The sequence below is a fragment of the Salegentibacter agarivorans genome, assembly GCF_900113135.1.
Taxonomy (GTDB): domain Bacteria; phylum Bacteroidota; class Bacteroidia; order Flavobacteriales; family Flavobacteriaceae; genus Salegentibacter; species Salegentibacter agarivorans.
Genome location: NZ_FOOH01000006.1, coordinates 135,928 through 160,814, shown reverse-complemented (window position 1 = coordinate 160,814; position 24,887 = coordinate 135,928). Strand labels below are relative to the sequence as shown.

Here is a 24,887-nt window from a genome sequence, read left to right as displayed (position 1 = left end):
ATACGTACTCTTAGAGCGATGTTAAGTCATTCCATAACTTTATAATTTACTTAACAGGTTGTGCTTCAGATTTTTAAAATTTGTTGTACATTTGCACGGCAAAATTGAAAGGGGCGTAAGCTTAATTTTTTTAGCCCAAACCGTTAACCTTTCAGAAACAAAATGTAATGAGAAGGAAAATTGCAAAATTTTCAATCTTGCCTGTTTTTGCAGGCTGCATGTTTTTCAGTTTTTCAACTAGAGAAGCAGCGAATTTGGAAATTGAAGGTTATTCAACTTCCAATTTAGATCTAAACTATACCGTAGCCCTTGTAGAGGAAAGCGAGTTAGCAAAAGATCAAAGCCTTGAAAGGGCGTTACCTGAACTGGGAAAGTCCTATGTTGGTTTTAAAGAAGCGCTAGGTTTTAAAGAATCTCGCGGAAATTATCAAACAATTAATGAGTTTGGTTATATGGGGAAATACCAGTTTGGTATTGGAACCCTGGAATTACTTGGCATTTACAATAGTGCAGAATTCCTTAACTCACCACAACTCCAGGAAGCCGCATTTTATACCAATGCTTCCAGAAACAAATGGATATTAATTCGTGATATTGCACGTTTTGAAGGTAAAGTAATTAATGGGGTGAAAGTAACCGAGTCTGGTATTCTTGCCGCTGCCCATCTTGCTGGACCGGGAAGTGTGAAAAAATACCTTAGAAGCTGGGGAGCCCAGTCTTTTAGTGATGCTTTTGGAACTTCAATTAGAAATTATTTGAAGAAATTTGGCGGTTATGATACTTCGTTTGTAAAACCGGAAAAAAACCCGAGAGTAGATATTCAAGCTTTTAGAGCTTAAATTTCTTTCTGAAATATAAAAATAGCAGGCCTCTTATGGAGGTCTGTTTTTGTTTTACTCCATTCTGAAACCGGTTTGGTTACGATGTACTCTGTAGGTAAGGTAAGATCACAAGCCACGCAAAGCCTGGTCGTGGGATTTAAGAGCTGAAGCAGATCTTCAAGCAATTTATTGTTTCGGTAAGGGGTTTCAATAAAAATTTGCGCTTCCTGCTTTTCAATAGAAAATCGTTCTAAATCTTTAATTTCCTTTTTCCGTTCTCTTTTGTCTATCGGCAAATAGCCGTTAAATGTAAAACGTTGTCCGTTCATTCCGCTGCCCATCATTGCTAATAGAATTGAAGAGGGTCCCACTAATGGAATTACCTGGATGCCTTCATTATGCGCAATTTTCACAATTTCAGCACCTGGATCTGCAACACCGGGACAACCCGCTTCGCTCAATAAGCCTATATTTTTTCCTTCTTTACAATCGTTTAAAAATGAAGGAATTTCTGAAGCTTCAGTGAATTTATTTAGATGAAAAAATTTTAAAGTAGATTGTTGCTTTTCAGGAACCAGCTGTTTTATATGTCTCCTGGCAGTTTTTTCATTTTCGGCAATAAAAATATCCAGGTTTTCCATAATTTCTTTAACCTGAATTGGTAAAACCTGCGTTGGGTTTGCCGCTCCCATAGTTGTGGGAATCAGGTAAAGTTTTCCTGAATATCTAAAGTCTGTCATTATGCTTTGTTTTCTTCCTTCAGCTGGTCTGCTATTTTTTCGCAAGCTTCATCCAGCATCTGGTATACATTTTCAAACCCGTGGTCGCCACCAAAATAAGGATCTGGAACATCTACATTTTCAGAAGGGAATATTTCATTAAGAATTAAATGAACTTTCGTCCGGTCGTCATCGTTTCTGGTCAGGGCCATTACATCCTTAAAATTGGAATTATCCATCACATAAATGCGATCGAATTTATCAAAATCTTCCACCTGAAATTGTCTTCCGCGCTGGTATGTAATATCAAGGTTATTCTTTTTCGCTATTGCAACAGAGCGAGGATCTGGCGCATCGTCTATGTGGTAATCTCCGGTCCCGGCCGAATCTACAAATACCTTAGATTGGTCTACCTTAGATTTTAAAATTTCCTCGGCAAGCGGTGATCTGCAAATATTGCCGAGGCACACCATCAATACCTTAGTCTTCATAAAAATGCTTTTATATGGTAAGTTTTTTGTTGAGGTCTTCAACAAACTTTTTGAATTGCTTATCAGTCGTCGCCAGGTTATCTACCGTTTTGCAAGCGTGTAAAACCGTAGCGTGATCGCGTTTTCCAATTTGAGAGCCAATACTTGCCAAAGAAGCTTTTGTAAACTTTTTAGCAAAGAACATGGCCAATTGTCTCGCCTGTACAATATGCCTTTTTCGGGTTTTAGACTGCAAAGTTTGCACATCCATCTGGAAATAATCACTCACCACTTTCTGAATATAATCTATAGAAACTTCGCGCTTGGTATTTTTCACGTAGTTGTCTACGATCTTTTTAGCGAGTTCTAAAGTGATATCTTTTTTGTTGAAAGAAGAGTGGGCAATAAGAGAAATAATAGCACCTTCCAGTTCCCTAATATTGGTTTTAATATTATTAGCCAAAAACTCAACAATTTCTTCCGGCATTTCTACTCCGTCGCGATAAAGTTTGCTTTTAATAATAGAAATACGGGTTTCAAAATCGGGGTGTTGTAATTCTGCTGAAAGTCCCCATTTAAATCTAGAAAGCAGGCGTTGTTCAATATCCTGCATATCTACCGGCGCTTTATCACTGGTAAGAATTACCTGTTTTCCGTTTTGGTGTAAATGATTGAAAATGTGGAAAAATACATCTTGAGTTCCTGCTTTTCCTGAAAGCAATTGGATATCATCCACGATCAAAACATCAATAATCTGGTAAAAATGAATAAAATCGTTTCGGTTATTTTTCTTTACAGATTCTATATACTGTTGGGTAAATTTTTCAGCAGAAATATATAAAACCGTCTTTTCTGGATATTTATCTTTTATTTCAACCCCAATAGCGTGCGCCAAATGTGTTTTTCCCAATCCTACACCACCAAAAATTAGTAACGGATTAAAAGAAGTTCCACCTGGTTTATTGGCTACAGCTAACCCCGCCGATCTTGCCAACCTGTTGGAATCTCCTTCCAGAAAATTTTCAAAATTATAACTCGGGTTAAGTTGAGACTCGATTTTTACATTTCTAATCCCGGGAATTATAAAAGGGTTTTTTAATTCGGGGTTTTTATTTTTTAGTGGCACGTCTACTTCCTGGGAAGCCATATGACTGCGCTGCGTACTCGGGATTTTCTCGGTAAATGGCATTTTATTGCCGTAGGTATTTTCCATTTTGATCACATAGACCAATTTGGCTTTTTCCCCTAATTCTTTGGTAAGAGAAACTTTTAAGAGCTTAACATAGTGTTCTTCTAACCATTCGTAAAAAAACTTTGAGGGCACCTGTATGCTTAGTGCACAATCTGTAAGTTTTACTGCTTGTATAGGTTCAAACCACGTTTTATAAGCCTGTGGAGTGATGTTATCTTTGATAAAAGCCAGACAGCTATTCCAAACTGATTGCGCAGTTTTTGACATGCTTTGTGTTGTATTATTTTAGATTAGTAGTGGTTTATTAGCAGTTAAAAGATTTAGGAGTCTCTCAACTTTGGTAGAACAAATATGTGAACAAATTATGTAATAAAAAAACCGGTTTAGGGTTGAATTTTAAGAAAATTATGTGCATACTTAATTCCGCTTATGAAAGTACAAAACCTCATTCAATTTAGCTGTTAAATTCAATATGAAAAGTCACGTTTCTTATGTTAAAGTCCGTTATGCGGAAACCGATCAAATGGGTGTGGTGCACCACGGTAATTATGCTCAATACTTTGAAATTGCCCGTTTAGACTGGCTTTCGGCGCTTGGGATTTCTTATAAGTCTATGGAGGAAAACGGGGTGATGCTGCCTGTTTATGAGTTGAATACAAAGTTTTTAAAACCTGCGGTTTTTGACGATGAACTTAAAATTGAAGTGCGATTGAAAGAACTTCCCTCGGTAAAAATTACTTTTGAATATTTAGTTTTTAACCAATGTGAAGACTTAATTACAAAAGCTTATACAACATTGGTTTTTATGGATTCCAAAACCAAAAAACCAATTCGCTGCCCGCAGTATATTTTGGATAAGCTGAAGTAGATATTAAACAAACCTCACAGTTTTCAAAACCTCGTATGTTTAATTTTTACTGTGATCCTGTCCCGAAGTTTCGGAACTAATTTAAAACCTAATATTTTTTAAAATCACCTTCAATCTTCCAACCTTTTAATCTCAACCTTATATGTTGAATCAAACTTTTCAAAAATTGCTTCAGCGTCTTTTTTTCTAACCGAAATATAGATCTTGCAATCCAGCTCCAGTTTTTGTTCGATGATATTGAGATTGTTTTCTTTAATTAAACGCATCACAATATTCATTTCAGGATAATCAAAACTGATCTCAAAAGCTTCGTCTATGGTTCGGGTTACTATATTCGATTCTTCCAGCGCCATTTGTGAGGCCGTTTTATAAGCGTTAATCAAGCCGCCTACACCGAGTTTTACACCACCAAAATATCTTACAACGACTATTAATATATTAGTAACCTCAAAAGATTGTATTTGTCCGTAAATAGGCATTCCGGCAGAATTTGAGGGTTCTCCGTCATCATTGGCACGATATTGAAAATCTTGTTTTCCTAATTGCCAGGCGTAACACCAGTGCCGCGCTTTATGATGTTTGGTTTTTAGTTCTTCTAAATGAATATTGGCTTCCTCTTCTGTCTTTACCGGAAAAGCATAACCAAAAAACTTGGAGTTCCGGTCTTTAAACAAGACTTCGGGAGAGGCTTTGGTTATGGTTTTATAGGTGTCTTTCATTATGTATCGCTATTTTTTAGACCTCACAGGTTTCCAAAACCTGTGAGGTCTTTTCAGTAAAACTACTGGCTACTCGCCACAAGGATAATACTTATCACGGCTAACGCAATTCCAATCCAGTTTTTCTTCAAAAGAACTTCTTTAAAAAGTATAATTCCAAGAATTGTAGATGCTAGCACAATCCCTACATGGTTTAAAGTAAAAATAACCGAGTTTTCAATTCCGGGAGCACGCAATGCCATAACCAGGAAATAAATGGAAAAATAGTTCGGAATTCCCAGCGCGATCCCGCCGGCTATATTTTTCCAGGTAATTCTTAATTTTCCTAAAACTGCCTGTCCAATTAAGATTGTTATTCCAATAATCCCGGCGATTCCAAAAATACTGGAAGAAAAAAGGCCGACATCGGTTTCAGAAACATAAAAATTTTCAAGGTAGTTTATGGTGGTGTCAATAATCCCACTTCCAATAAAAACCAAGAGCGGAAATACTAAATTCCTTTTCTTTATTTTAATGCCTTTTGCGGTTTTAATGGAACTCAAATAAACCGCTGCTAGTGCAAGCAGAATCCCCGAAATTTTTAAAAAGCCCAGGCTTTCATCATAAATAAATATTCCGAAGAAAACAGGAATCGCAACCGACATTTTGGTGGCTACTGAAACGACTGAAAGTCCGCTGCGTTGGGTGGTAATCGCGGCAAGATTAAAAACCGTAATAAAAAGCGCACCTAAAATGAGCGTTCCAAAAAACCATTTTTCTGAAGGAATTCTCACAATATCATCAACACTTTCTATATAGCCAAAAAAGCCCACTATACAGGCGATAAAATAGTTAACAATGATAGCTTGCAGTGTATTTACCCCGTATTTTTTATAGAGCCTAAATACGATAAAAATAACCGTAGAAGAAAGGATGCTAAGCAGCAGGTAGATCAAAATAATTCCTTTTTAGCGGTAAATAAATCGATGACATCTTCTCGGGTAGGTTCAATATTCCAGGTGTGGATTCCTAAATCTTCTGCAGCATCAGTGTTTTCTTTGGTGTCGTCAATAAAAAGACATTCTTGAGGTTTTAAGCCGTGTTGTTTTAGCACAAACTCATAAATTTCAGCATCTGGTTTTCTAAAATTGATCTCGTGTGAAAGATAAAAAGCATCGAAACAAGCTTTAAAATCTTCAAAAAACGGTACATTTTCTTTAACCCAATCTATATGAATTTCGTTGGTGTTACTCAAAAGAATTAATTGGTAATTTTTTTCTTCGGAAATTTTCTTTAAAAACTGGTAACGATATTCAGGGAAATCAACCAAAATAGCGTTCCAGGAATTTTTGAAATGTTCTTCCTGAAGCTGAGTATATTCGCTCTGATAAGATTTTACAAATTCTTCAGAAGAAATAAGCCCTTTTTCATATTTCTGATTGATATTGAGCAAACTTTCTGAAAGTTCTTCGATTTCATGTTTATTCATTTCGCGCATCGTGGCCGGTTTGTCCAGGTTGATGAATACGTCTCCGAAATCGAAAATTATGGTTTTAATCATTCTTATAATTCTTTAAAGTATCACGCTCCAAATTAGTTTCTGAAAGCTTAATTCCTGAAAATTGCGGAGCATTTATTCCCTCGTGAAATTCTGAAATTCCGGTAAAAACTCTGGCTTCATCCCAAAGATTGGCGTCAATAAAAGTCTGAAGTGTTTTTGCGCCACCTTCTATAATAACCGATTGTAAGTTGTGCCGATAAAGCACCTCGCAAATTTGTTTCACTATATCCTGTTGAAAATCAATCTTTTCAAATATCAAATTATCTCCTGAATTTTTTACATATTCGGTTAAAACAATGGTCTTGATACTGCCATTAAACAATGCAGATTCCTGCGGAATTTTTAATTCTTTGTCTATCACTACCCGCACCGGGTTTTTGCCATTCCAAAGCCTTGTATTTAGTTTGGGGTTATCAGCAATGGCCGTATTGGTGCCTACTAGAATAGCCTGTTCTTCACTTCTCCATTTATGCACCAATTGTTTTGAATATTGATTCGTGATCCAAACCGGCTCGCGTTTTTCCTGGACTTTTGGAGCGATAAATCCATCAGCGGTTTGCGCCCATTTCAAAATAATATAAGGCTGTTTCTTTTGATGGAAAGTGAAAAAACGTTTGTTGAGATCCTGGCATTCTTTTTCCAGAATTCCTACCTGAACTTCGCAACCGGCTTCCATCAGTTTCTTGATGCCGCGACCGGCAACTTCAGCAAAAGGATCTACTGTACCAATAATCACTTTTTTAATACCCTTAGCGATAATTAGATCGCTGCAAGGCGGCGTTTTTCCAAAATGACTGCAGGGTTCCAGACTCACATAGATGGTAGACTTTTTTAAAAGCGATTCATCTCTCACAGAATTTACAGCGTTTACCTCGGCGTGTGGGGCTCCTGCTTTTTGATGCCAGCCTTCACCGATTATCTTGTTTTTATAAACAATTACGCTGCCTACCAGCGGATTGGGATAGGTGGCTCCCAGTCCGTTTTTGGCCAGTTCAATACAGCGTTTTATATATTTTTCGTGTATATTCACGCCTCTAAAATAGGATTATTTACCAAGAATGAGCACGTTAAAAATACGGGAAATTCAACCCGAAGACAATCAACAAGTTGCCGAAGTAGTAAGAAAGGTTTTGGTAGAAATGGGCGTTCCAAAAGTAGGAACCGCCTATGAAGACAAGGCGCTAGACGATATGTATGCAACTTATCAGCCTCCGCGAATGAATTATTTTGTGGTGGAAGATGAAGGGAAAATTATTGGAGGAGCAGGAATTGCACCGTTAATTGGGCTGGAAGAAAAAATATGCGAATTGCAAAAAATGTATTTCTTGCCTGAAGCTCGTGGCAAAGGTCTTGGCGCCCAAATGATGGATACCTGTCTTAAGTTCGCCAAATCTCAGAATTTTGAACAATGCTATATTGAAACCCTTCCTTATATGAAAAGCGCACGGAAACTCTACGCACGCAGTGGCTTCAAATCTTTAGAAAAACCCCTTGGAGACACCGGCCATTATAATTGTACGATGTGGATGATTAGGGATGTTTGAGAAGTAGGAGTAAAGAGTAAAGAGTGAAGAATGAAGAGGGAGGAGTCTTTTTTACGTTATCGCGAGACAGGGAGGAACGCCACGATTTTATGTTTTAATCAAGAGAAAAGAGTAGAGAGAAAAGAAAGAAAAAAGATTTAAGAAACAAGAAACAAGATCCAGGAGATAAGAATCAGGAATTTGGATTTTCCTCAAACTGACAACGCCCAACTCACAACTGATAACAGATAACCCAAAACCGAGAACCGAGAACTCACAACCCACAACTGGAAAGATGAAACTAAAAGCCCAAAAAGAAATTTTTACTAAATCGCTGGAAAATGAATATCCTGTGGAAGAAGTGCATTCTTTTTTCTTTATGCTAACAGAAGCTTTTTTCAAGATCAATCGGTTAAATCTTGCTTTAAATCCTGAGCTTGAAATTGATAAAAGTCAGATTGAGAAACTAGAGTCAGCCTTAGCGGGTTTAAAAAACCACGAACCCATTCAGCATATTATTGGGGAAACAGAGTTTTTCGGATTGACTTTTAAGGTTGATAAAAATGTATTAGTACCAAGACCAGAAACCGAGGAATTGGTTGAATGGATTTTAGAAGAATTTTTCGAAGAGGAATCTGGGCGAATCCTGGATATTGGGACGGGGAGTGGTTGCATCGCTATTAGCCTGGCAAAAAATCTTCCGGAAGCTCAAATTTCGGCTATAGATATTTCTGAAGCAGCTCTGGTAATGGCGAAAACCAATGCAGAAATTAATAATGTTGACATTAATTTTATCCAGGAAGATATTTTAAAAACCGAAGCTCTTAAGGGAAACTGGGATGTTATTGTCTCTAATCCGCCCTACGTTAGGGAACTGGAGAAAAAGGAAATGCACCGAAATGTTTTAGAATACGATCCACCTACTGCATTATATGTAAAAGACGAAAATCCTTTAATTTTCTATGAGAAAATCACGAAATTGGCTAAAAGTAGCCTAAATCCTAGCGGGAAGCTCTATTTTGAGATCAACCAATACCTGGCCGAAGAAACCGAAAAGATGATGCAGAAATATGGTTTTAGCACCGAATTGCGAAAAGATCTTTTTGGAAATTTCAGAATGCTAAAAGGAGAATTGCGTTAATATTAAGGTTTTTAAAACCCAATAGTTCTAAATTTCATAAACCAATAATTTTGGAAAACAACAGTAAAAACCAACTTAAAAGCATTGCCGTTTTTTGTGCAAGCAGCGAAGGCAACGATGAGAAAATTTTCTCAGAATCTTATCGTCTGGGAAAAGTTTTAGCTCAAAAGAATATTAAATTGGTATTTGGCGGAAGTAAACTTGGCTTAATGGGGCAGGTTGCTGCCGGTACCCTTCAAAACGGAGGAGAAGTTATTGGGGTGATTCCAGATTTTTTAAAGACCAAAGAAGTAGTCCATACCGGTTTAACCGAATTGATCACTACCAAAGATATGCACGAGCGCAAGCTTAAAATGCACGAATTAAGCGATGGTTTTATTGCCCTGCCTGGCGGGTTTGGAACTTTTGAAGAGCTTTTTGAAATTGTAACCTGGGGCCAATTAGGGCTGCATCAAAATCCTATTGGATTATTAAATATTAACGGGTTTTACGACGATCTTATCGCGATGCTTAAAACCATGGTGAGAAAAGGTTTGCTTAGAAAAGAGAATTTTAATCTTTTGCTTATTGGGGAAGATATTGAGGAATTACTGGAAAAAATGTATAATTTTAAGCCTATGCCTGTTCCCAAATGGATGAATAAAGACCAGACCTAAATTAAGACATTATGAAAATCCATAAACTTCAAATTTATTCCGATAATATTAAGGAACAACTTCGGTTTTACCGGGAGCAGTTAAATTTAAATATCACGGGTTATTCCGAAGACTATTTTGAAGTTGAAACCGGGTATTCTACCATAAAATTTCAGCAAAAAGAAAACGCAACAGCTTACCATATCGCATTTCATATTCCCGATGGGCAGCATAAAGAAGCCCTGGAATGGGTAAAAGAATGGGTTCCGGTTTTGAAAGGTAATGGGCAGGAAATTGTAGATTTTATGGCCTGGAATGCTAAATCTTTGTACTTCTATGACGAAGATAAAAATATTATAGAATTCATTTCTCGTGAGAGTTTCAGTAAACCGGAATCAGCATTATTTTCAGAAAAAAGTATTTTGGGAATTAGTGAGGTAGGCCTGGTAACAGAGAACATTCAGGAGAAATTCGACTTTCTAAATTCAAATTTTCAGTTAGATAAATATGATGGCGATTTTGAGCATTTTTGTGCGATAGGTGATGACGAAGGTTTGCTCATCACCATAAACCAAAAACTTAAAGATTGGTTTCCTACAGATGATAAAGCCTATAAATCTGAATTTAAAATAGAATTTACGCACCAGGGAAAAAAGCATTCCCTTGTTTTTGAAAACGATCAACTAAAAGCCCAGCAATAACTTACCAGCCTTTTATGAGTACCGAAGAAAAGATCAAACAGTTACGCGAAGAATTACACCGCCATAATTATTTATATTATATAGAGGATAAGCCCGAGATCAGCGATTACGATTTTGATATGAAGCTGAAAGAATTACAGGAGCTGGAAGAAAAAAATCCTGAATTTGATGACCCTAATTCTCCCACGCGCCGTGTAGGTGGTGCGATAACTAAAAATTTTGAGACCGTAGTTCACGATTATAGAATGTACTCGCTTTCCAATTCTTACTCTAAAGAAGAGCTGGAAGACTGGGAAAAGCGAATCGAGAAATCTATTGGGGGTAAAGTACAGTATGTTTGCGAATTAAAATACGATGGAGCTTCTATTAGCCTGACTTATGAGGATGGAAAATTAAAACGTGCAGTTACCCGTGGGGATGGGTTCCAGGGAGATGATGTTACCAATAATATAAAGACCATTAGATCTGTACCTTTAAAACTGAAGGGAGAATTTCCGCAGAAATTTGATATTCGGGGTGAAATAGTGTTGCCTTATGAAGGTTTTGCAAAAATGAATGCCGAAAGGGTAGAAGCAGGCGAAGAACCTTATGCAAATCCTAGAAATACCGCTTCCGGAAGCTTAAAACTCCAGGATAGTGCTGAGGTTGCCAAAAGACCTTTAGATTGCCTGCTTTATAGTTTGGTAGCCGATAGTTTACCGGTAAAATCACAATTTGAAGGTTTGGAAAAAGCCAGGGATTGGGGCTTTAAAGTGCCACCTGAAGCCGAGTTAAAAAATAGTATAGCTGAAGTTCTCGATTACGTGAATTATTGGGACCAACACCGCCACGATTTACCTTATGAAACCGATGGGGTAGTGGTGAAGGTAAATAGTTTTGATCAGCAGGATGAATTAGGTTATACCGCTAAATCCCCACGCTGGGCAATGGCTTATAAATTTAAGGCTGAACAGGAGAGTACTAAATTAAATAAGATCACCTACCAGGTTGGGAGAACAGGAGCAATCACGCCCGTAGCAAATCTTGAACCGGTACAATTAGCCGGAACTACTGTGAAACGTGCGTCTTTACACAATGCCGATCAAATTGAAAAACTGGATGTACGGGAAGGAGATACTGTTTTTGTTGAAAAAGGAGGTGAAATTATTCCGAAGATTGTGGGGGTTGATTTCACTAAAAGAGATCCCGAAACTCCCGAAACTAAATATGCCGAAACCTGTCCCGAATGCGATAGCGAGTTAATTAGAAAAGAAGGCGAAGCGCAACATTACTGCCCTAATTATAATGGATGTCCGCCGCAAATTATAGGGAGAATTCAACATTTTATTTCCCGAAAAGCAATGGATATAGAAGGCCTGGGTGGAGAAACCGTTGCTTTGTTGGTGAATGCTAATTTAATTACCAATTATGCCGACCTATATACCCTGAAAAAAGAAGATATTCTTCCATTGGAACGAATGGCAGAGAAATCGGCGGAAAACCTTATTAATGGAATTGAAAAATCTAAAGAAATTCCTTTTGAAAGGGTTTTATTTGCCCTTGGAATAAGATATGTGGGCGAAACTGTAGCTAAAAAACTAGCAAAGCATTACAAAAATATAGATGCTTTGGCTTCGGCTTCAACCGAAGATCTTACAGCGGTTGATGAAATTGGAGAGCGCATAGCCGAAAGTGTAACCGATTTTTTTGCTTCCGAAGAAAACAGGGAGATCGTGCAGCGTTTAAAGGACTACGGACTTCAATTGGAAATTGCTGTAGAAGAACTGGAAAACCAGAGCGATTTACTTGAGGGCATTACTTTTGTGATTTCCGGGGTTTTTGAAAAAGTTGCCAGAAATGAACTCAAGAAAATGATAGAAGATAACGGCGGAAAAGTTTCCGGTTCAATTTCAGGAAAAACGGACTATTTGGTTGCAGGCGAAAATATGGGGCCCAGCAAACTGGCAAAGGCAGAAAAACTGGGGACTAAAATTATTACGGAAGAAGAATTCCTGGAGATGTTATCTTGAGTCTGGATACACTTTAAAAACTTCATTATTAGAAATCTGAATTCAAAAAAATTATATACTTTTGTATCTAAGTGAATACACTTAGAAGGATGTATTTTATAGAGAAAACAGTAGAATTTGACAAGTGGCTAAGGAAATTAAAAGATTTGAGGGCATAATCTAAGATTTTGTTCAGAATCCAGAAACTGGAAAACGACGAGCACTTTAGAGACTGTAAACCTGTTGGAGATGGAATAAGTGAACTAAGAATAAATTACGCTAAAAGCTTATAGAATATATTTCAAGGAAAGAGATGGGAAAATTATTATACTGCTTATTGGCGGTGATAAATCAACCCAGCAAAAGGACATCGAAAAGGCAAAAGAAATTTGGAGCAAATTAAAAAATTAAGAATGGAAACATCAAAATTTGATATTGCAGATTATTTGGACAGCAACGACATGATTGCTGAATATCTTAATTCTGTTTTAGAAGAAGGGGATACTTCAGATTTAATTATAGCATTAAGGCATATTTCAAAGGCCATTGGAATGACAAAAATTGCAGATGAAACCGGGTTAAGTCGGCCTAGTATATACAAAGCTTTATCTGATGGTGCAAAACCACAATTTTCAACAATAATGAAAGTTTTAAAAGCTGTTGGTGGCCAAATTAAAATAAACCCGATTTCAAATTAAAGGCAACCCATTATCGCTTCAATTCTCACATTCAAAAGTTAAATCAGATCTTTTTTGACTTTTAAAAATCGCTAAACCTCGATCTTGACTCCATTTGTTTCAATATTATTTTTATCATCTAAATAAAAATCAATTCTTCCCAGGTAAAGTCCGTAACAACCCACCTGATTTACTAAAACCTTTTTACCGGCCTTATTGGTTTCAACCGTTGGTTTATCCAAAAAAGTATGAGTGTGGCCGCCAATAATGAGATCTATGTTTTCGGTGGTTTGTGCTAGTTTAATATCAGAAATCTTATCACTGCTGTATTTATAGCCTAAATGCGAAAGGCAAATAACCAGGTCACAATTCTTTTCTTCTTTTAGAATTCGGCTTTGATCCTGCGCAATTTCTATGGGATCCAGATATTTCGTTTCCTTATAAAGACTATCGTTCACCAGACCCTGCAGTTCAATTCCCAAACCAAAAATTCCAATTCTCACACCATCCTTAGTGAAAATTTTATGCTCGTGGGTATTCCCATCCATCACCGTATTGCTGAAATCATAATTAGATGAAATAAAATCGAATTCGGCGTGTGGAAGTTGTGCATATAATCCATCTATCCCATTATCAAAATCGTGGTTTCCTATGGTAGCCGCGTCATATTTCATTTTACTCATCAGCTTAAACTCCAGTTCGCCTCCATAGAAATTAAAGTAAGGCGTCCCCTGAAAAATATCCCCAGCGTCTAAAAGTAAAGTATTGGGATTTTCATTTCTAATCTGCTGAATTAAAGTCGCTCGCCTGGCAACACCGCCCATATTAGGATTCCTGGAATCATCAGGGCCAAAAGGCTCAATATGACTATGCACATCATTGGTGTGTAAAATGGTAATGTGCTTTTTATAGTTAGGTTTAAATGAAAGTGAACTTAAGCCACCAATCCCTATAAAAGCCGTTGCTGCCGAGGTTTGTTGTATAAAATTTCTTCTTTTCATTTCTTACTTTCTTATAAATCTATTGTCTTTCTCAACCGTTAAAGTATCTACCTTTTTAAAATAATCTATAATGGCATTGCGCAGTTTATAGTCTACTTTATATAATTGGATTGGATCTTTAAAAAAGTTCATATTATCGCCGCCTTGTTGCAAATAATCTGAAGTAGCTACAAAATAGGTTTTATCTTCATCAAAATCTTCACCGTTTATTTTTGCGCTGGTAACCTTATAATCCTGATCCATTTCAATCTGGATTCCGCTAACAGGATGTGCGGTTTTTGCACGTTCCAGGTAAGTAAGCATTTCCTTAATTTTTTCTCCGGAAAGTTCTGCTACTACAATTTCATTTTCAAAAGGCATTAGGGCGTATGCACTTCGGGTAGAAATATTTCCTTTGTTGAGACCAGCTCTAATTCCGCCGTGATTTAGCAAAACCATATCTATTTCATTTCCGGTTCTGCTTTTAAAAATAGGGTTGGCCTGTTCTATTACCAAATCGGCCATTAAGTTTCCAATTGCGGTGTTGAGGTCGCCGTCACTTTTCACCATATCATTTGGATTGTAAGCTAAAGTGCTATCTAGCGTTTTATTGAGATGCTCTTTAAACGGTGCTACAAATTCCTCAATTTCGGCATCGGGTTCAATCTTTTCATCTATAGCTATTCGTTGCCCTTTAATTTCTGAAGGTTTAACCTCGTTTCCTTTACAACTTAATAGAATTACTGAAAGAAGCAGGAATAAACTTAATCTGGTTTTTTTCATTCGTATATAATTTTCACCCTTTTTATGAATTTGAAGATAATTATTTATCAATTTCTAGGATTGGGAATTAGGCCGGTTATATTCATTTTTAAAAACTCAAAGATAAATAGATTATCCGGGTCAAACTTAACTGTTCAACTCTAAAGCCCGGAATATTTTTATAAAACGACTCCTGAAATTGAATCAGCGATTTTTCTGTTAAAAAATTAAAGGTATTTCAACGGAATAATTAATCATTTTGTCGAAAAATGGGTTAAAATTTCTAAAAATAGCAATGCTTTACTCAAATGGACATTATTGATAACATGAATTTTATATTTTCGGTCCGCAATTGAATGAAAATGAGTCTTTTTCAATACATTTTAATTTTACTCGTTCCGCTTCTAGCTATAAATTTATATGCTGCCATAGCTGAAGCCGATTGGTTAATGCAGGCCACACAGCTTATTTTTGTGCCCGGCCTTGCCGGTATTTATATCAAGCTTAAAAAAAATATGAGCTTGAATGCTATACTCTTTTTTATCTTTTTCTTTCTGGCTCAAATTAATGGCTTCATATTTAATACTAATAACTTAACTCTTATTTCCTTCTTCTTTTATATTATCGCCTATTTTGGTTTAAGCAGGGAAGCTTTGCAGAATACCCAACTGGAAACTGCCAGTAAAACCATACTGGTTTATTTTTTTCTATTAATAGCCATAAATGCTTATTTGCTATTTACCCACGTGCTGGAACTTAAACAATATATGAGTGATGAACTTGAATTTGGCATTTATATAGCTTATTACGGCGTCTTACTGGTAATGGGCATTATTTCCCTTATTTATTATTTGAATTCTTACTCAAAAAAATCAATTTATTTTATCACGCTGGTTCTTACTTTTATTTTTTCAAATGTGTTTAGGGATTCCGCTTATTTTTATATGAAAGATTCTGCTATTTTAATTACCGGTAATTTGTTGTGGTATAACGGCTTAATCTTTAGTTTGCTGTTTTTTCTAACTCCAGAGAGAAAGCTGCGTTTATTGAACCTTCTCTAAAAAGCGAAAGCTAATTCCTGTTTATTTTTTAACAGAAAAAACAAAGCTGTTAAATATGTGCTTTTGTTTAAATACAAAAGCAGATTTTGGTCCTTTAAATTGTCGAAATCTATACATTTGTCGCCCGAAAATTTTGCATTTTTCAGTTTTAAGGTGAAATTCCGCAAATCTTTTCGATTATCATAAAAAATTTAAACAGCAATGAACTCATTTATTGGTACCGGTGTGGCTTTGATAACTCCTTTTAAGGAAGATTTATCTGTAGATGTGCAAGCACTGGAAAACCTGGTAGAAAACCAGATTGAAAATGGAATAGATTACCTGGTGGTTTTAGGAACTACCGCCGAAAGCGCCAGTCTTAATAAAGAAGAAAAACAGCTTGTAATAAATACGGTTGTAAAAAAGAATAATAAACGTTTGCCTCTGGTATTGGGAATGGGAGGCAATAATACATACGCCCTTTGCGAAGAACTCAAAGCTGCAAATCTTTCTGGCTTTGAAGCTATCCTTTCGGTTTCTCCTTTTTACAATAAGCCAACCCAGGAAGGTATTTACCAGCATTTTAAGGCTGTGGCTGCCGCTTCCCCGTTGCCAATAATTCTTTATAATGTACCGGGAAGAACTGCGTCTAATATCCTGCCGGAAACTATAAACCGTATTGCCCGCGATTTTAGCAATGTAATCGGCGTAAAAGAGGCTGCCGGCGATATGGTGCAGGCAATGAAATTAATAAGCCTGGTACCCAAAGATTTCCTGGTAATTTCTGGAGACGATATGCTTACCCTGCCTATGGTTTTAGCCGGCGGAAAAGGAGTGATTTCGGTAATAGCACAGGGATTCCCGGTTGAATTCTCTAAAATGGTTTCGCTAGGTTTAGAAGGGAAACCTGCTGAAGCTTACGAACTTCATTATAAATTACAGCGCTCTATAGACTTGATTTTTGCTGAAGGAAATCCTGCAGGAATTAAAGCTTTACTTGCTCTAAAACAAAGTATTCAGAACAACCTGAGATTACCGCTGGTGAAAGCCACACCAGCACTTCAGCAGCAGATTGAAGATTTTTTGAAGAATTTTAGCTAAAATTATTAATTACAAGGTCTAAAAAGTTTTAAATATCGTCATTCTTTCCCGAAGCGTTGGGATTATTTCAGGATCTAATAAATTGCCAGTCGATCAATGTTAGAAGCTGAAACCAGTTCAGCTTGACGATAGAATAATTTCTTAGACCTTTTATTTTTTCAGCAAAAGCCTTAGATTATCTTTCTTTCAGGATAATAAGAAGGCACATTTTGAGTTATCTAAGCCTGCAACACAAAGTTTTTTTTATACTGAAGAAAAATGTACTTTTGCCAGATGTTTTTACAAATGATGAAGAAAGCAATTTTATTAGTAACAGTTTTAATTTTAACTGTATCCTGTGGGGAGTATCAAACCTTGCTAAAAAGTGATGATGCCGGCGCAAAGTATACATATGCTGAAGAGCTGTACAATGAAGCCCAGGAAGAAAATAGCAATAAAAAATATCGTAAGGCCCTTAGGTTATTTGAGCAAATTGTTCCGCAATATCGCGGGAAGCCTCAAGGTGAGAAACTCAGTTATTTATTTGCCAACACCTACTACCAGTTAGGGGATTTTTACCTTTCTTCATACGAGTTTGAGCGTTTTCAGCAATCTTATCCTAACAGTGATAAGGTAGAAGAAGCCGCTTTTAAAAAGGCGAGAAGTTTCTACGAGCTTTCTCCAAGATACGATCTTGATCAAACCGATACGCATAAAGCAATTGCAGAACTTCAGGCTTATTTAAACACTTATCCTGAAGGCGAGCACGCCGAAGAAGCCAACGATATGGCAGCCGAATTACGTATAAAACTGGAAAAAAAGGAATACGAAATTGCCAAACAATATCATCTAACAGGAGAGGCTAGAGCCGGTAATTACCAGGCAGCAATTACTTCCTTTACTAATTTCCTTTCTAATAATCCCGGGTCTCCTTTTAGAGAAGACGCCCATTATTACAGGTTTGATTCTGCTTACCAACTGGCAGTAAATAGTTTTAGAGATTTAATGCAGGAAAGACTGCAACAAGCCCTGGAATATTCCCAGGAGTATAAAAAATATTACCCTGAAGGTGAATATTCTGAAGCCATAGAAGCTTCAACCGAAGACATAAAATCACGCTTACAAAATTTTTAATAGTAGAAGAAAGATGGATATTAAAAAGACAGACGCACCAATTAACACAATTACCTTCGATAAGAACAAGGTAGACGAGCCAACTAACAATATATACGAGGCTATTTCTGTGGTTGCAAAAAGAGCAAACCAAATAAATTCTGAGATCAAAAAAGAATTGTTGGAGAAGCTTGACGAATTTGCGACTTATAACGACAGTCTTGACGAGATTTTTGAAAATAAAGAGCAAATTGAGGTTTCTAAGTTTTACGAAAAACTTCCAAAGCCACACGCGCTTGCTATCCAGGAATGGTTAGACGGTAAGATCTATTACCGGAATACTAAAGATTCTGAAGAAGCAGAAGCTTAATTAAGATGTCTGTACTAAAAGGCAAAAAAGTGCTTTTGGGCATAAGTGGTGGTATTGCCGCTTACAAATCTGCATTTTTAGTACGATTATTTATTAAAGCCGGTGCACAGGTAAAAGTCGTGATGACGCCGGCTGCAAAAGAATTTGTTACACCGCTTACGCTTTCAACACTTTCCAAGAACGAAGTGTTTTCTTCTTTTACCGAAGACGATGAAGATGAGCAATGGAACAATCACGTAGAACTCGGCCTTTGGGCCGATTTTATGGTTTTGGCCCCTGCCACTGCCAATACCTTATCTAAAATGGCTACGGGGAATAGCGACAACTTTTTGCTCGCAACCTATCTTTCAGCTAAATGTCCGGTATTCTTTGCACCTGCAATGGATTTGGATATGTATAAACACCCTTCCACAAAAAAGAGTTTTGAGAGCCTTAAGTCCTACGGAAATATTATGATTCCCGCAGGAACGGGTGAACTTGCCAGTGGTTTAAAAGGCGAAGGGAGAATGGCAGAGCCCGAAGAGATTATCGAATTTTTAGAAACATATTTTTCTGAAAACTTACCTCTGCAGGGAAAGAAAATTTTAATTACCGCTGGGCCAACTTACGAAGCCATAGACCCGGTTCGTTTTATTGGAAACCATTCCAGTGGAAAAATGGGCTTTGAACTTGCTAAAAAAGCCGCTGAACTTGGAGCTGAGGTGATCCTTATTTCCGGTCCTACACATTTGGAAATCGATGATCCAAAGATCAACCTAATTAGAGTAGTAAGTACAAGAGAAATGTACACCGCTGTACATGATCATTTTGAAAATGTAGATGTTGCTATTGCTGCTGCTGCGGTTTCAGATTATAAGCCAAAGATAGTAGCGGCCCAAAAAATTAAAAAGGCCGAAGAAAACCTAAGCCTGGAACTTACCAAAACCCAGGATATTCTCTTATCGATGGGGAAAAAGAAAACCCATCAAAAATTAATTGGTTTTGCCCTGGAAACCAATAACGAATTAGAGCACGCCCGGGAAAAACTGGCAAAGAAAAATCTGGATTTTATCGTGCTCAATTCTTTAAACGATGTCGGTGCTGGTTTTAAGAAGGATACCAATAAAATTACTTTGGTCTATAAAGATTCAGAAAAGGCTTTCGATCTAAAATCCAAGGCCGAGGTTGCAACCGATATTTTAAACGAAATTGTACATTTGTTAGATGCGTAAATTGCTATTTCTTATTCTTTTAGTTGCCGGGATGCCTTTTGCGGCCGCCCAGGAACTCAACTGTGAAATAGTGATTAATACCGAGCAAACCGGGCAAAGCAATCTTTCGGTTTTTAGAACTTTAGAGAGTTCGTTGCGAGAGTTTGTAAATCAAACCTCTTGGACCAATAAAGAATTTGAACCCGGCGAGCGCATTAACTGCAGTATGTTTATCACCATAAATGAGTTTGAAGGCGAATCTTTCAGCGGCACTATCCAGGTGCAGTCATCAAGACCGGTTTACGGCTCTAATATGGTGAGCCCAATTTTAAATTTTAACGATTCTCAATTCAGCTTTAATTATAGGGAATATCAGCCATTAAATTATAGTCAGAACTCATTTTCCAATAACCTGGTTTCTGTAGTTTCCTTTTATGTCTACACCATTTTAGGCATGGATGCCGATACTTTTTCCCCTGAAGGTGGAACCGATTATTATCAGGAAGCTAATCGAATTGTAAATACCGCGCAACAAAGTGGTAGAACCGGTTGGAGTGGAGCCGATGGACAAACGTCAAGGTTTCGCTTAAATGCAGATTTGCTTTCTAATATGTTTACAGAATACCGTACCGCTTTATATCAATATCATCGCCGTGGGTTGGATGTAATGCATAAAGATCCTGAAGCTGGAAAAATTGCCATTGCCGATGCGCTGGAAAGTTTAACTACAATGAATTCCAGGAGGGCAAATTCTTTATTGCTTAGAAGTTTTTTTGATGCCAAGGCCGATGAGGTAACCCAAATTTTTAGCGACGGCCCCGAAATTAACCGCCCAGGTTTAAGTCAAACACTAAGTGGCCTGGCGCCCCGTTATTCCCGTAACTGGAGAAATATTCAGTAAAGAATTTTTACTTGATAATCGCGGTTTTAAGTTGAATATCCGTAAACAGTCATACTTTAAAATTTAGACGTCACCCTGAACTGGTTTCAGAGCCTGCTCCGATTTCTATCGGAGGTCTAAATTGAATGGTAGGTACTATCGTGTTAGATGCTGAAACAATCAGCATGACGATTTTTTCATAAATTCACTTCTATGAGGAAAACCGGATATACATTTGAAAAGTATTATTTCTTTAGCAAACATCTGTATAATCGAATTTTTCCCTTTTGATATAACTTCCGGGTTTACCCAAAGTTTATTGTTGATTGGGAAAAATTTCTCTCGTATATTTAGCCCAAATTTAGTACACTTTGCTCACAGCTCTATCTATAAAAAATTACGCCTTAATTGAAGATATAAACATCAAACTTCAGGAAGGTTTTACCATTATTACAGGTGAAACCGGTGCCGGTAAATCTATTATGCTGGGCGCACTTGGGCTTCTTTTAGGTAACCGCGCCGATTACGGAAGTATTCGTGATACCGATAAGAAATGCGTAATAGAAGGCAGTTTTAATATCGCTAATTATAAGCTAAAAGATTTTTTTATCACTGAAGACCTGGATTATGAAGAAAACACCATAATTAGAAGAGAAATTTTGGCTTCAGGGAAATCGCGTGCTTTTGTAAACGATACGCCGGTAAAACTCACCTCCTTAAATAAACTGGGAGAATACCTTATTGATATTCACAGTCAGCACGAAACTTTGAGTTTGGGGAATAATGATTACCAATTCCAGGTAATTGATACTATTGCGAACAGTGAAACCTTACTTCTGGAATATAAAACCGAACTAAAAACTTATAAAAAGTTACAAAAACGGCTTGTTGAATTAAAAGAAGAACAGGCCCAGGCCACAAAAGAATACGATTATAATTTATTTTTACTGAATGAGCTTGAAGAAGCGCGTTTAGTAAACGGGATGCAGGAAGAACTGGAAACCCGTTACGAAGAATTGAGCAATGTTGAAGAACTTACCGAAAACCTAAGTTCAGCTTTAAATTTACTGGAACAGGAAGAAATAGGAAGTTTAGACAGCTTAAAACAAGCTCGTGCCTCGCTGGCCAGGATTGCCAATTTATCGGCTAATTATGAAGCTTTGCATCAGCGTATTGAAAGTGTAATTATTGAATTAGACGATCTTTCTTCAGAAGTAAGTGATGCGTTAGATAGGGTAGAGGCCAACCCTGAAGAGCTGGAAGCCACCAATCAAAAGCTTCAGCTAATTTATAATTTACAGAAAAAACATTCCGCAGAAAATATTGCCGAATTACTGAAGATTAAAGATGAACTTCAGGAAAAAGTTTCGGTAAGTGAAAATGCAGAAAATGCACTTTCAGAATTGGAGAATGCCATTGTAAAACAAGAAACCAAATTGGGAGCTGTGGCTGCAAAACTCCAGGAAAAACGAAAAGCAATAGTACCGGCTTTTATCAAAGAAGCCGAAAGTTTACTGGCCGATCTTGGAATGCCAAACGCCCGATTAAAAATAGAGCTGAAAAAAGCCGCGCATTTTCTAGCCAACGGGCAGGATGAATTATTCTGGTATTTGGCAGCGAATAAAGGTGGCGATTTTAAAGAGATCAAAAAAGCAGCTTCTGGCGGGGAACTTTCCAGGATTATGCTGGCGGTTAAAAGTATTCTCGCGGCACAAAGTAAACTTCCAACCATTATTTTTGATGAAATTGATACGGGAGTTTCAGGAGATATTGCTCAAAAAATGGCCGGTATTTTACAACGAATGGGGAATGCCATGCAGGTAATTGCTATTACCCACCTACCGCAAATTGCCGGGAAAGGAAACAGCCATTTTAAGATTTTTAAAGAAGATTCTGCTAACGCTACTACTACCAAGATAGAAGAATTAAAAGGTAGCGAGCGTGTAGAAGAACTGGCAATGATGCTTGGCGGTAAAAATATTGGAGATTCGGCGCGGGCTCACGCACGTGCACTCCTGGATTAAAACTATGGCCTGAAAGTAATTTTGCTATCTTTACCCCATAATCGGGATTTAAAAAATTTCGGGCGGGCCCCGGAATATAAATTTTATATCCAAATCGCTTTGTGAGCTTGCTCCGGGCTGATTTATACTAACAAAACGAAAAAATTTATCACTATGTCATACAACCTGTTAAAAGGAAAAAAAGGAATTATTTTTGGCGCATTAGACGAGAATTCTATCGCCTGGAAAACCGCTGAGCGTGTTAAGGAAGAAGGCGGAGAGTTTGTGCTTACCAATGCTCCAATTGCGTTAAGAATGGGAAATCTTAAAGAGCTGGCCGAGAAAACCGGTTCAGAAATTATTCCTGCTGATGCTACTAAAATTGAAGACCTGGAAAACCTGGTTGAAAAATCTATGGAGATCCTTGGCGGAAAAATAGATTTCGTGCTTCACGCTATCGGGATGTCGGTAAATGTTAGAAAGGGGAATCATTATACTGAGCAGAATTACGATTTCACCCAAAAAGGATGGGATATTTCTGCGGTTTCTTTTCATAAAACTATGCAGGTTCTTTACAAAAAAGAAGCGATGAACGAGTGGGGAAGTATTGTTGCGCTTAGCTATATGGCCGCACAACGTGTATTTCCAGATTATAATGATATGGCCGATAATAAAGCGTTTTTAGAATCTATAGCACGTAGCTTTGGTTATTTCTTTGGAAAAGATCATAAAGTTAGAGTAAATACTATTTCACAATCGCCAACCCCAACTACTGCAGGACAGGGTGTAAAAGGATTTGACGGCTTTATTGCTTACGCTGATAAAATGTCGCCGCTTGGTAATGCAACCGCATTAGAATGCGCCGATTACACGGTAAGCTTATTCTCTGATCTAACTAAGAAAGTTACGCTTCAAAACCTTTTCCACGATGGTGGTTTTGCTAATATGGGTGTAAGCCAGGAAGTTATGGAGTCTTTTATTAAAGGACAGGAGGAGAAATAAAAAAATGAGTTTAGCATGACGTTTTGGTTTCACGTCATGCTTAATTTATTTCAGCATCTAGGATAATAGGAAATCTTCCCAAACTTGATTGGGAAATCCTGCTTTAATATGTCATCCTTCTTAGTGAAGTGATCAAACAGGTTTTTAGTATATTTGATAGGTTAAGATGAAAGAAATCAATCAACATATCGATCAAATAAAAAAGCTTTGTGATACCAATAAAGTTAAGTCATTATTTGTTTTCGGGTCTGTAGTTAAAGATAAACTTAGACCCGAAAGTGATATTGATTTTGTGGTTGATATAGATGATCAAGATCCACTTTCTTATTCCGATAAATATTTCGATTTAAAATTTAACCTGGAGAAAATCTTTAAAAGAAGAATTGATTTACTGGAATTAAAAGCTATTAAAAATAAGTTTTTAAAGCAGGAGATTGATCAAGCCAAACTCCACATTTATGGAGAATGAAGTTAAAGCCTGGTTGGAAGATATTAGACAGGCGATTTCTGAAATATATTCCTTTTTACCGGAAAACAGAGATTTTAATGAATTTCTCAACGACTTAAAAGGTAAACGTGCTATTGAAAGAAACCTGGAAATTATTGGAGAAGCGGTTAATAGAGTTCTGAAATCAAATCCAGATTTTTCTATCACGAATGCACGAAAAATTGTCGATACACGAAACAGGATAAGCCACGGTTATGATACTGTTTCAGATGAAATTTTGTGGTCCATTATTGTTAGGGATTTAGAGCCTCTAAAAGGCGAAGTTGATAAATTATTGAAGGAATAATCATCGAGCTGACTCTATAAAAGGGTTCAGGGTGACGGTTTCGGAAATTTAAGATAAAAGTAGCTGGATTAGAGCTCTTTTTAAAATTGAAATATGAATTTAATTAAACAGGGTTTCGTACTTTTATTACACATTTATTAAATTATGGATATTCAAACTGAGAAAATAGAGTTAGCAAAACTGCTGTTAAATACTAACGATCCCGAGATTATTCAGTCTATAAAGAAAATCCTTAAAAAAGAGACTTCAACTGATTTTTGGGATGAATTAAATGCTGAACAGAAACAAGAGATCAACGACGCAAGGAAGGAAATTGAAAATGGAAATTACACCGATTATGAGGTGTTTATAAGTAAACATAAGTAATGAATAGAAGGCTTATAATTTCTCCTATTGCGGAAAAAAAATTAGAAGCTCTTCTTGAATACCTTGTAGAGGAATGGTCTCTTAAAGTGAAGACAAATTTCATCATGCATTTAGATGAATACCTTCAAATCATAAAAAAAGAACCGGAAAGTTTTCCGGAATCTGAAAAAGTGAAAGGTTTAAGAAGGTGTGTGCTCACTAAACAAATCTCCATTTATTACGAATTTAATGATGAGGAAATTAGAATTCTTACCTTTTTTGATACCCGTCAGGAACCCGGGAAATTAGCCGATGATTTTAAAAAATGATTTTA

Annotated in this window: 29 protein-coding genes; 20 read left to right on the top strand and 9 right to left on the bottom strand. The window is 37.0% G+C overall.

Features of this window, described 5'->3' with window-relative positions; all coding sequences use genetic code 11:
- The first annotated feature begins 167 nt into the window (after positions 1 to 167).
- Positions 168 to 839 (top strand): peptidoglycan-binding protein LysM, encoded by a 672-nt coding sequence (locus BM084_RS06405; RefSeq protein ID WP_075327572.1) that lies wholly within the window; start codon positions 168 to 170, stop codon positions 837 to 839.
- On the opposite strand, the gene BM084_RS06400 is transcribed toward BM084_RS06405, so the two are convergent.
- Genes BM084_RS06400 through dnaA form a run of 3 tightly spaced genes read right to left on the bottom strand, consistent with a single transcriptional unit; the run spans position 836 to position 3,469 of the window.
- Positions 836 to 1,561 (bottom strand): SAM-dependent methyltransferase, encoded by a 726-nt coding sequence (locus BM084_RS06400; protein WP_093303727.1) that lies wholly within the window; start codon positions 1,559 to 1,561, stop codon positions 836 to 838. The genes BM084_RS06405 and BM084_RS06400 overlap by 4 nt on opposite strands.
- A complete protein-coding gene (locus BM084_RS06395) occupies positions 1,561 to 2,031 on the bottom strand; it encodes a low molecular weight protein-tyrosine-phosphatase (RefSeq protein ID WP_075327570.1) in 471 nt (156 codons plus the stop codon). Before BM084_RS06395 ends, BM084_RS06400 begins: the two co-directional genes overlap by 1 nt.
- A 10-nt stretch (positions 2,032 to 2,041) precedes the next feature.
- Positions 2,042 to 3,469, bottom strand: coding sequence for a chromosomal replication initiator protein DnaA (gene dnaA / locus BM084_RS06390; RefSeq protein ID WP_079714042.1), 1,428 nt, complete (start codon positions 3,467 to 3,469; stop codon positions 2,042 to 2,044).
- A gap of 205 nt (positions 3,470 to 3,674) precedes the next feature.
- On the opposite strand from dnaA, the gene BM084_RS06385 reads away from it, so the two are divergent.
- A complete protein-coding gene (locus BM084_RS06385; RefSeq protein WP_075327568.1) occupies positions 3,675 to 4,070 on the top strand; it encodes an acyl-CoA thioesterase in 396 nt (131 codons plus the stop codon).
- A 110-nt stretch (positions 4,071 to 4,180) separates the two neighbouring features.
- Here the strand turns inward: BM084_RS06385 and BM084_RS06380 are convergent, their stop codons facing one another.
- From BM084_RS06380 to ribD, 4 genes are all read right to left on the bottom strand, one after another.
- Positions 4,181 to 4,789, bottom strand: coding sequence for an IMPACT family protein (locus BM084_RS06380; RefSeq protein WP_075327567.1), 609 nt, complete (start codon positions 4,787 to 4,789; stop codon positions 4,181 to 4,183).
- Positions 4,790 to 4,851: 62 nt separating this feature from the next.
- A complete protein-coding gene (locus BM084_RS06375) occupies positions 4,852 to 5,724 on the bottom strand; it encodes an EamA family transporter (RefSeq protein ID WP_075327566.1) in 873 nt (290 codons plus the stop codon).
- Positions 5,721 to 6,329 carry an HAD family hydrolase gene (locus tag BM084_RS06370; RefSeq protein WP_093303724.1) on the bottom strand — a complete coding sequence of 203 codons (609 nt, stop codon included), beginning with the start codon at positions 6,327 to 6,329 and terminating at the stop codon, positions 5,721 to 5,723. Before BM084_RS06370 ends, BM084_RS06375 begins: the two co-directional genes overlap by 4 nt.
- Entirely contained in the window at positions 6,322 to 7,359 is a 1,038-nt protein-coding gene (ribD, locus tag BM084_RS06365) for a bifunctional diaminohydroxyphosphoribosylaminopyrimidine deaminase/5-amino-6-(5-phosphoribosylamino)uracil reductase RibD (protein WP_093303721.1), read from the bottom strand. Before ribD ends, BM084_RS06370 begins: the two co-directional genes overlap by 8 nt.
- A 28-nt stretch (positions 7,360 to 7,387) precedes the next feature.
- On the opposite strand from ribD, the gene BM084_RS06360 reads away from it, so the two are divergent.
- The 6 genes from BM084_RS06360 to BM084_RS06330 all read left to right on the top strand — a co-directional run bounded on the left by BM084_RS06360 (position 7,388) and on the right by BM084_RS06330 (position 13,015).
- The gene (locus BM084_RS06360) at positions 7,388 to 7,873 is read left to right on the top strand and encodes a GNAT family N-acetyltransferase (RefSeq protein WP_093303719.1); all 486 of its coding nucleotides are present in this window, start codon (positions 7,388 to 7,390) and stop codon (positions 7,871 to 7,873) included.
- A 274-nt stretch (positions 7,874 to 8,147) separates the two neighbouring features.
- Complete coding sequence (prmC, locus tag BM084_RS06355; protein WP_093303716.1) at positions 8,148 to 8,993, top strand: peptide chain release factor N(5)-glutamine methyltransferase; 846 nt, start codon at positions 8,148 to 8,150, stop codon at positions 8,991 to 8,993.
- Between the two features lie 50 nt (positions 8,994 to 9,043).
- Positions 9,044 to 9,649, top strand: coding sequence for an LOG family protein (locus tag BM084_RS06350; protein WP_083634205.1), 606 nt, complete (start codon positions 9,044 to 9,046; stop codon positions 9,647 to 9,649).
- A gap of 11 nt (positions 9,650 to 9,660) precedes the next feature.
- The gene (locus BM084_RS06345) at positions 9,661 to 10,329 is read left to right on the top strand and encodes a VOC family protein (RefSeq protein WP_093303714.1); all 669 of its coding nucleotides are present in this window, start codon (positions 9,661 to 9,663) and stop codon (positions 10,327 to 10,329) included.
- A gap of 14 nt (positions 10,330 to 10,343) precedes the next feature.
- A complete protein-coding gene (ligA, locus tag BM084_RS06340) occupies positions 10,344 to 12,338 on the top strand; it encodes an NAD-dependent DNA ligase LigA (RefSeq protein WP_075327559.1) in 1,995 nt (664 codons plus the stop codon).
- Positions 12,339 to 12,730: 392 nt separating this feature from the next.
- A complete protein-coding gene (locus tag BM084_RS06330; RefSeq protein WP_093303711.1) occupies positions 12,731 to 13,015 on the top strand; it encodes an addiction module antidote protein in 285 nt (94 codons plus the stop codon).
- A 71-nt stretch (positions 13,016 to 13,086) separates the two neighbouring features.
- On the opposite strand, the gene BM084_RS06325 is transcribed toward BM084_RS06330, so the two are convergent.
- Both BM084_RS06325 and BM084_RS06320 read right to left on the bottom strand, forming a co-directional pair.
- On the bottom strand, positions 13,087 to 13,995 hold the full coding sequence (locus tag BM084_RS06325) for a bifunctional metallophosphatase/5'-nucleotidase (protein WP_075327557.1): 909 nt from the start codon (positions 13,993 to 13,995) through the stop codon (positions 13,087 to 13,089).
- Between the two features lie 3 nt (positions 13,996 to 13,998).
- On the bottom strand, positions 13,999 to 14,757 hold the full coding sequence (locus BM084_RS06320; protein ID WP_093303709.1) for a 5'-nucleotidase C-terminal domain-containing protein: 759 nt from the start codon (positions 14,755 to 14,757) through the stop codon (positions 13,999 to 14,001).
- Positions 14,758 to 15,098: 341 nt separating this feature from the next.
- Between BM084_RS06320 and BM084_RS06315 the strand changes: the two genes are divergently transcribed.
- The 12 genes from BM084_RS06315 (at position 15,099) to BM084_RS06260 (ending at position 24,882) form a co-directional block, all read left to right on the top strand.
- A complete protein-coding gene (locus tag BM084_RS06315) occupies positions 15,099 to 15,797 on the top strand; it encodes a hypothetical protein (RefSeq protein WP_143083626.1) in 699 nt (232 codons plus the stop codon).
- 201 nt (positions 15,798 to 15,998) lie between these two features.
- The gene (dapA, locus tag BM084_RS06310; protein ID WP_075327554.1) at positions 15,999 to 16,877 is read left to right on the top strand and encodes a 4-hydroxy-tetrahydrodipicolinate synthase; all 879 of its coding nucleotides are present in this window, start codon (positions 15,999 to 16,001) and stop codon (positions 16,875 to 16,877) included.
- 285 nt (positions 16,878 to 17,162) lie between these two features.
- The gene (locus tag BM084_RS06305; RefSeq protein ID WP_232228858.1) at positions 17,163 to 17,990 is read left to right on the top strand and encodes an outer membrane protein assembly factor BamD; all 828 of its coding nucleotides are present in this window, start codon (positions 17,163 to 17,165) and stop codon (positions 17,988 to 17,990) included.
- Between the two features lie 13 nt (positions 17,991 to 18,003).
- Positions 18,004 to 18,339: a DNA-directed RNA polymerase subunit omega gene (locus BM084_RS06300; protein WP_075327552.1), complete on the top strand. Its 336-nt coding sequence runs from the start codon at positions 18,004 to 18,006 to the stop codon at positions 18,337 to 18,339.
- A 5-nt stretch (positions 18,340 to 18,344) separates the two neighbouring features.
- A complete protein-coding gene (coaBC, locus tag BM084_RS06295; protein ID WP_093303704.1) occupies positions 18,345 to 19,550 on the top strand; it encodes a bifunctional phosphopantothenoylcysteine decarboxylase/phosphopantothenate--cysteine ligase CoaBC in 1,206 nt (401 codons plus the stop codon).
- Positions 19,543 to 20,430: a type IX secretion system protein PorD gene (gene porD / locus BM084_RS06290; protein WP_093303702.1), complete on the top strand. Its 888-nt coding sequence runs from the start codon at positions 19,543 to 19,545 to the stop codon at positions 20,428 to 20,430. The genes coaBC and porD overlap by 8 nt, the downstream gene beginning before the upstream one ends.
- 350 nt (positions 20,431 to 20,780) lie before the next feature.
- On the top strand, positions 20,781 to 22,433 hold the full coding sequence (gene recN, locus BM084_RS06285) for a DNA repair protein RecN (RefSeq protein WP_093303699.1): 1,653 nt from the start codon (positions 20,781 to 20,783) through the stop codon (positions 22,431 to 22,433).
- A 153-nt stretch (positions 22,434 to 22,586) separates the two neighbouring features.
- Positions 22,587 to 23,414 carry an enoyl-ACP reductase FabI gene (locus BM084_RS06280; protein WP_093303697.1) on the top strand — a complete coding sequence of 276 codons (828 nt, stop codon included), beginning with the start codon at positions 22,587 to 22,589 and terminating at the stop codon, positions 23,412 to 23,414.
- A gap of 166 nt (positions 23,415 to 23,580) precedes the next feature.
- Entirely contained in the window at positions 23,581 to 23,883 is a 303-nt protein-coding gene (locus tag BM084_RS06275; protein ID WP_093303694.1) for a nucleotidyltransferase family protein, read from the top strand.
- Positions 23,873 to 24,208 (top strand): HepT-like ribonuclease domain-containing protein, encoded by a 336-nt coding sequence (locus BM084_RS06270; RefSeq protein ID WP_075327546.1) that lies wholly within the window; start codon positions 23,873 to 23,875, stop codon positions 24,206 to 24,208. The genes BM084_RS06275 and BM084_RS06270 overlap by 11 nt, the downstream gene beginning before the upstream one ends.
- 144 nt (positions 24,209 to 24,352) lie before the next feature.
- Positions 24,353 to 24,574 carry a hypothetical protein gene (locus BM084_RS06265; protein WP_093303692.1) on the top strand — a complete coding sequence of 74 codons (222 nt, stop codon included), beginning with the start codon at positions 24,353 to 24,355 and terminating at the stop codon, positions 24,572 to 24,574.
- A complete protein-coding gene (locus BM084_RS06260; protein ID WP_075327544.1) occupies positions 24,574 to 24,882 on the top strand; it encodes a type II toxin-antitoxin system RelE/ParE family toxin in 309 nt (102 codons plus the stop codon). The genes BM084_RS06265 and BM084_RS06260 overlap by 1 nt, the downstream gene beginning before the upstream one ends.
- Positions 24,883 to 24,887: the final 5 nt, after the last annotated feature.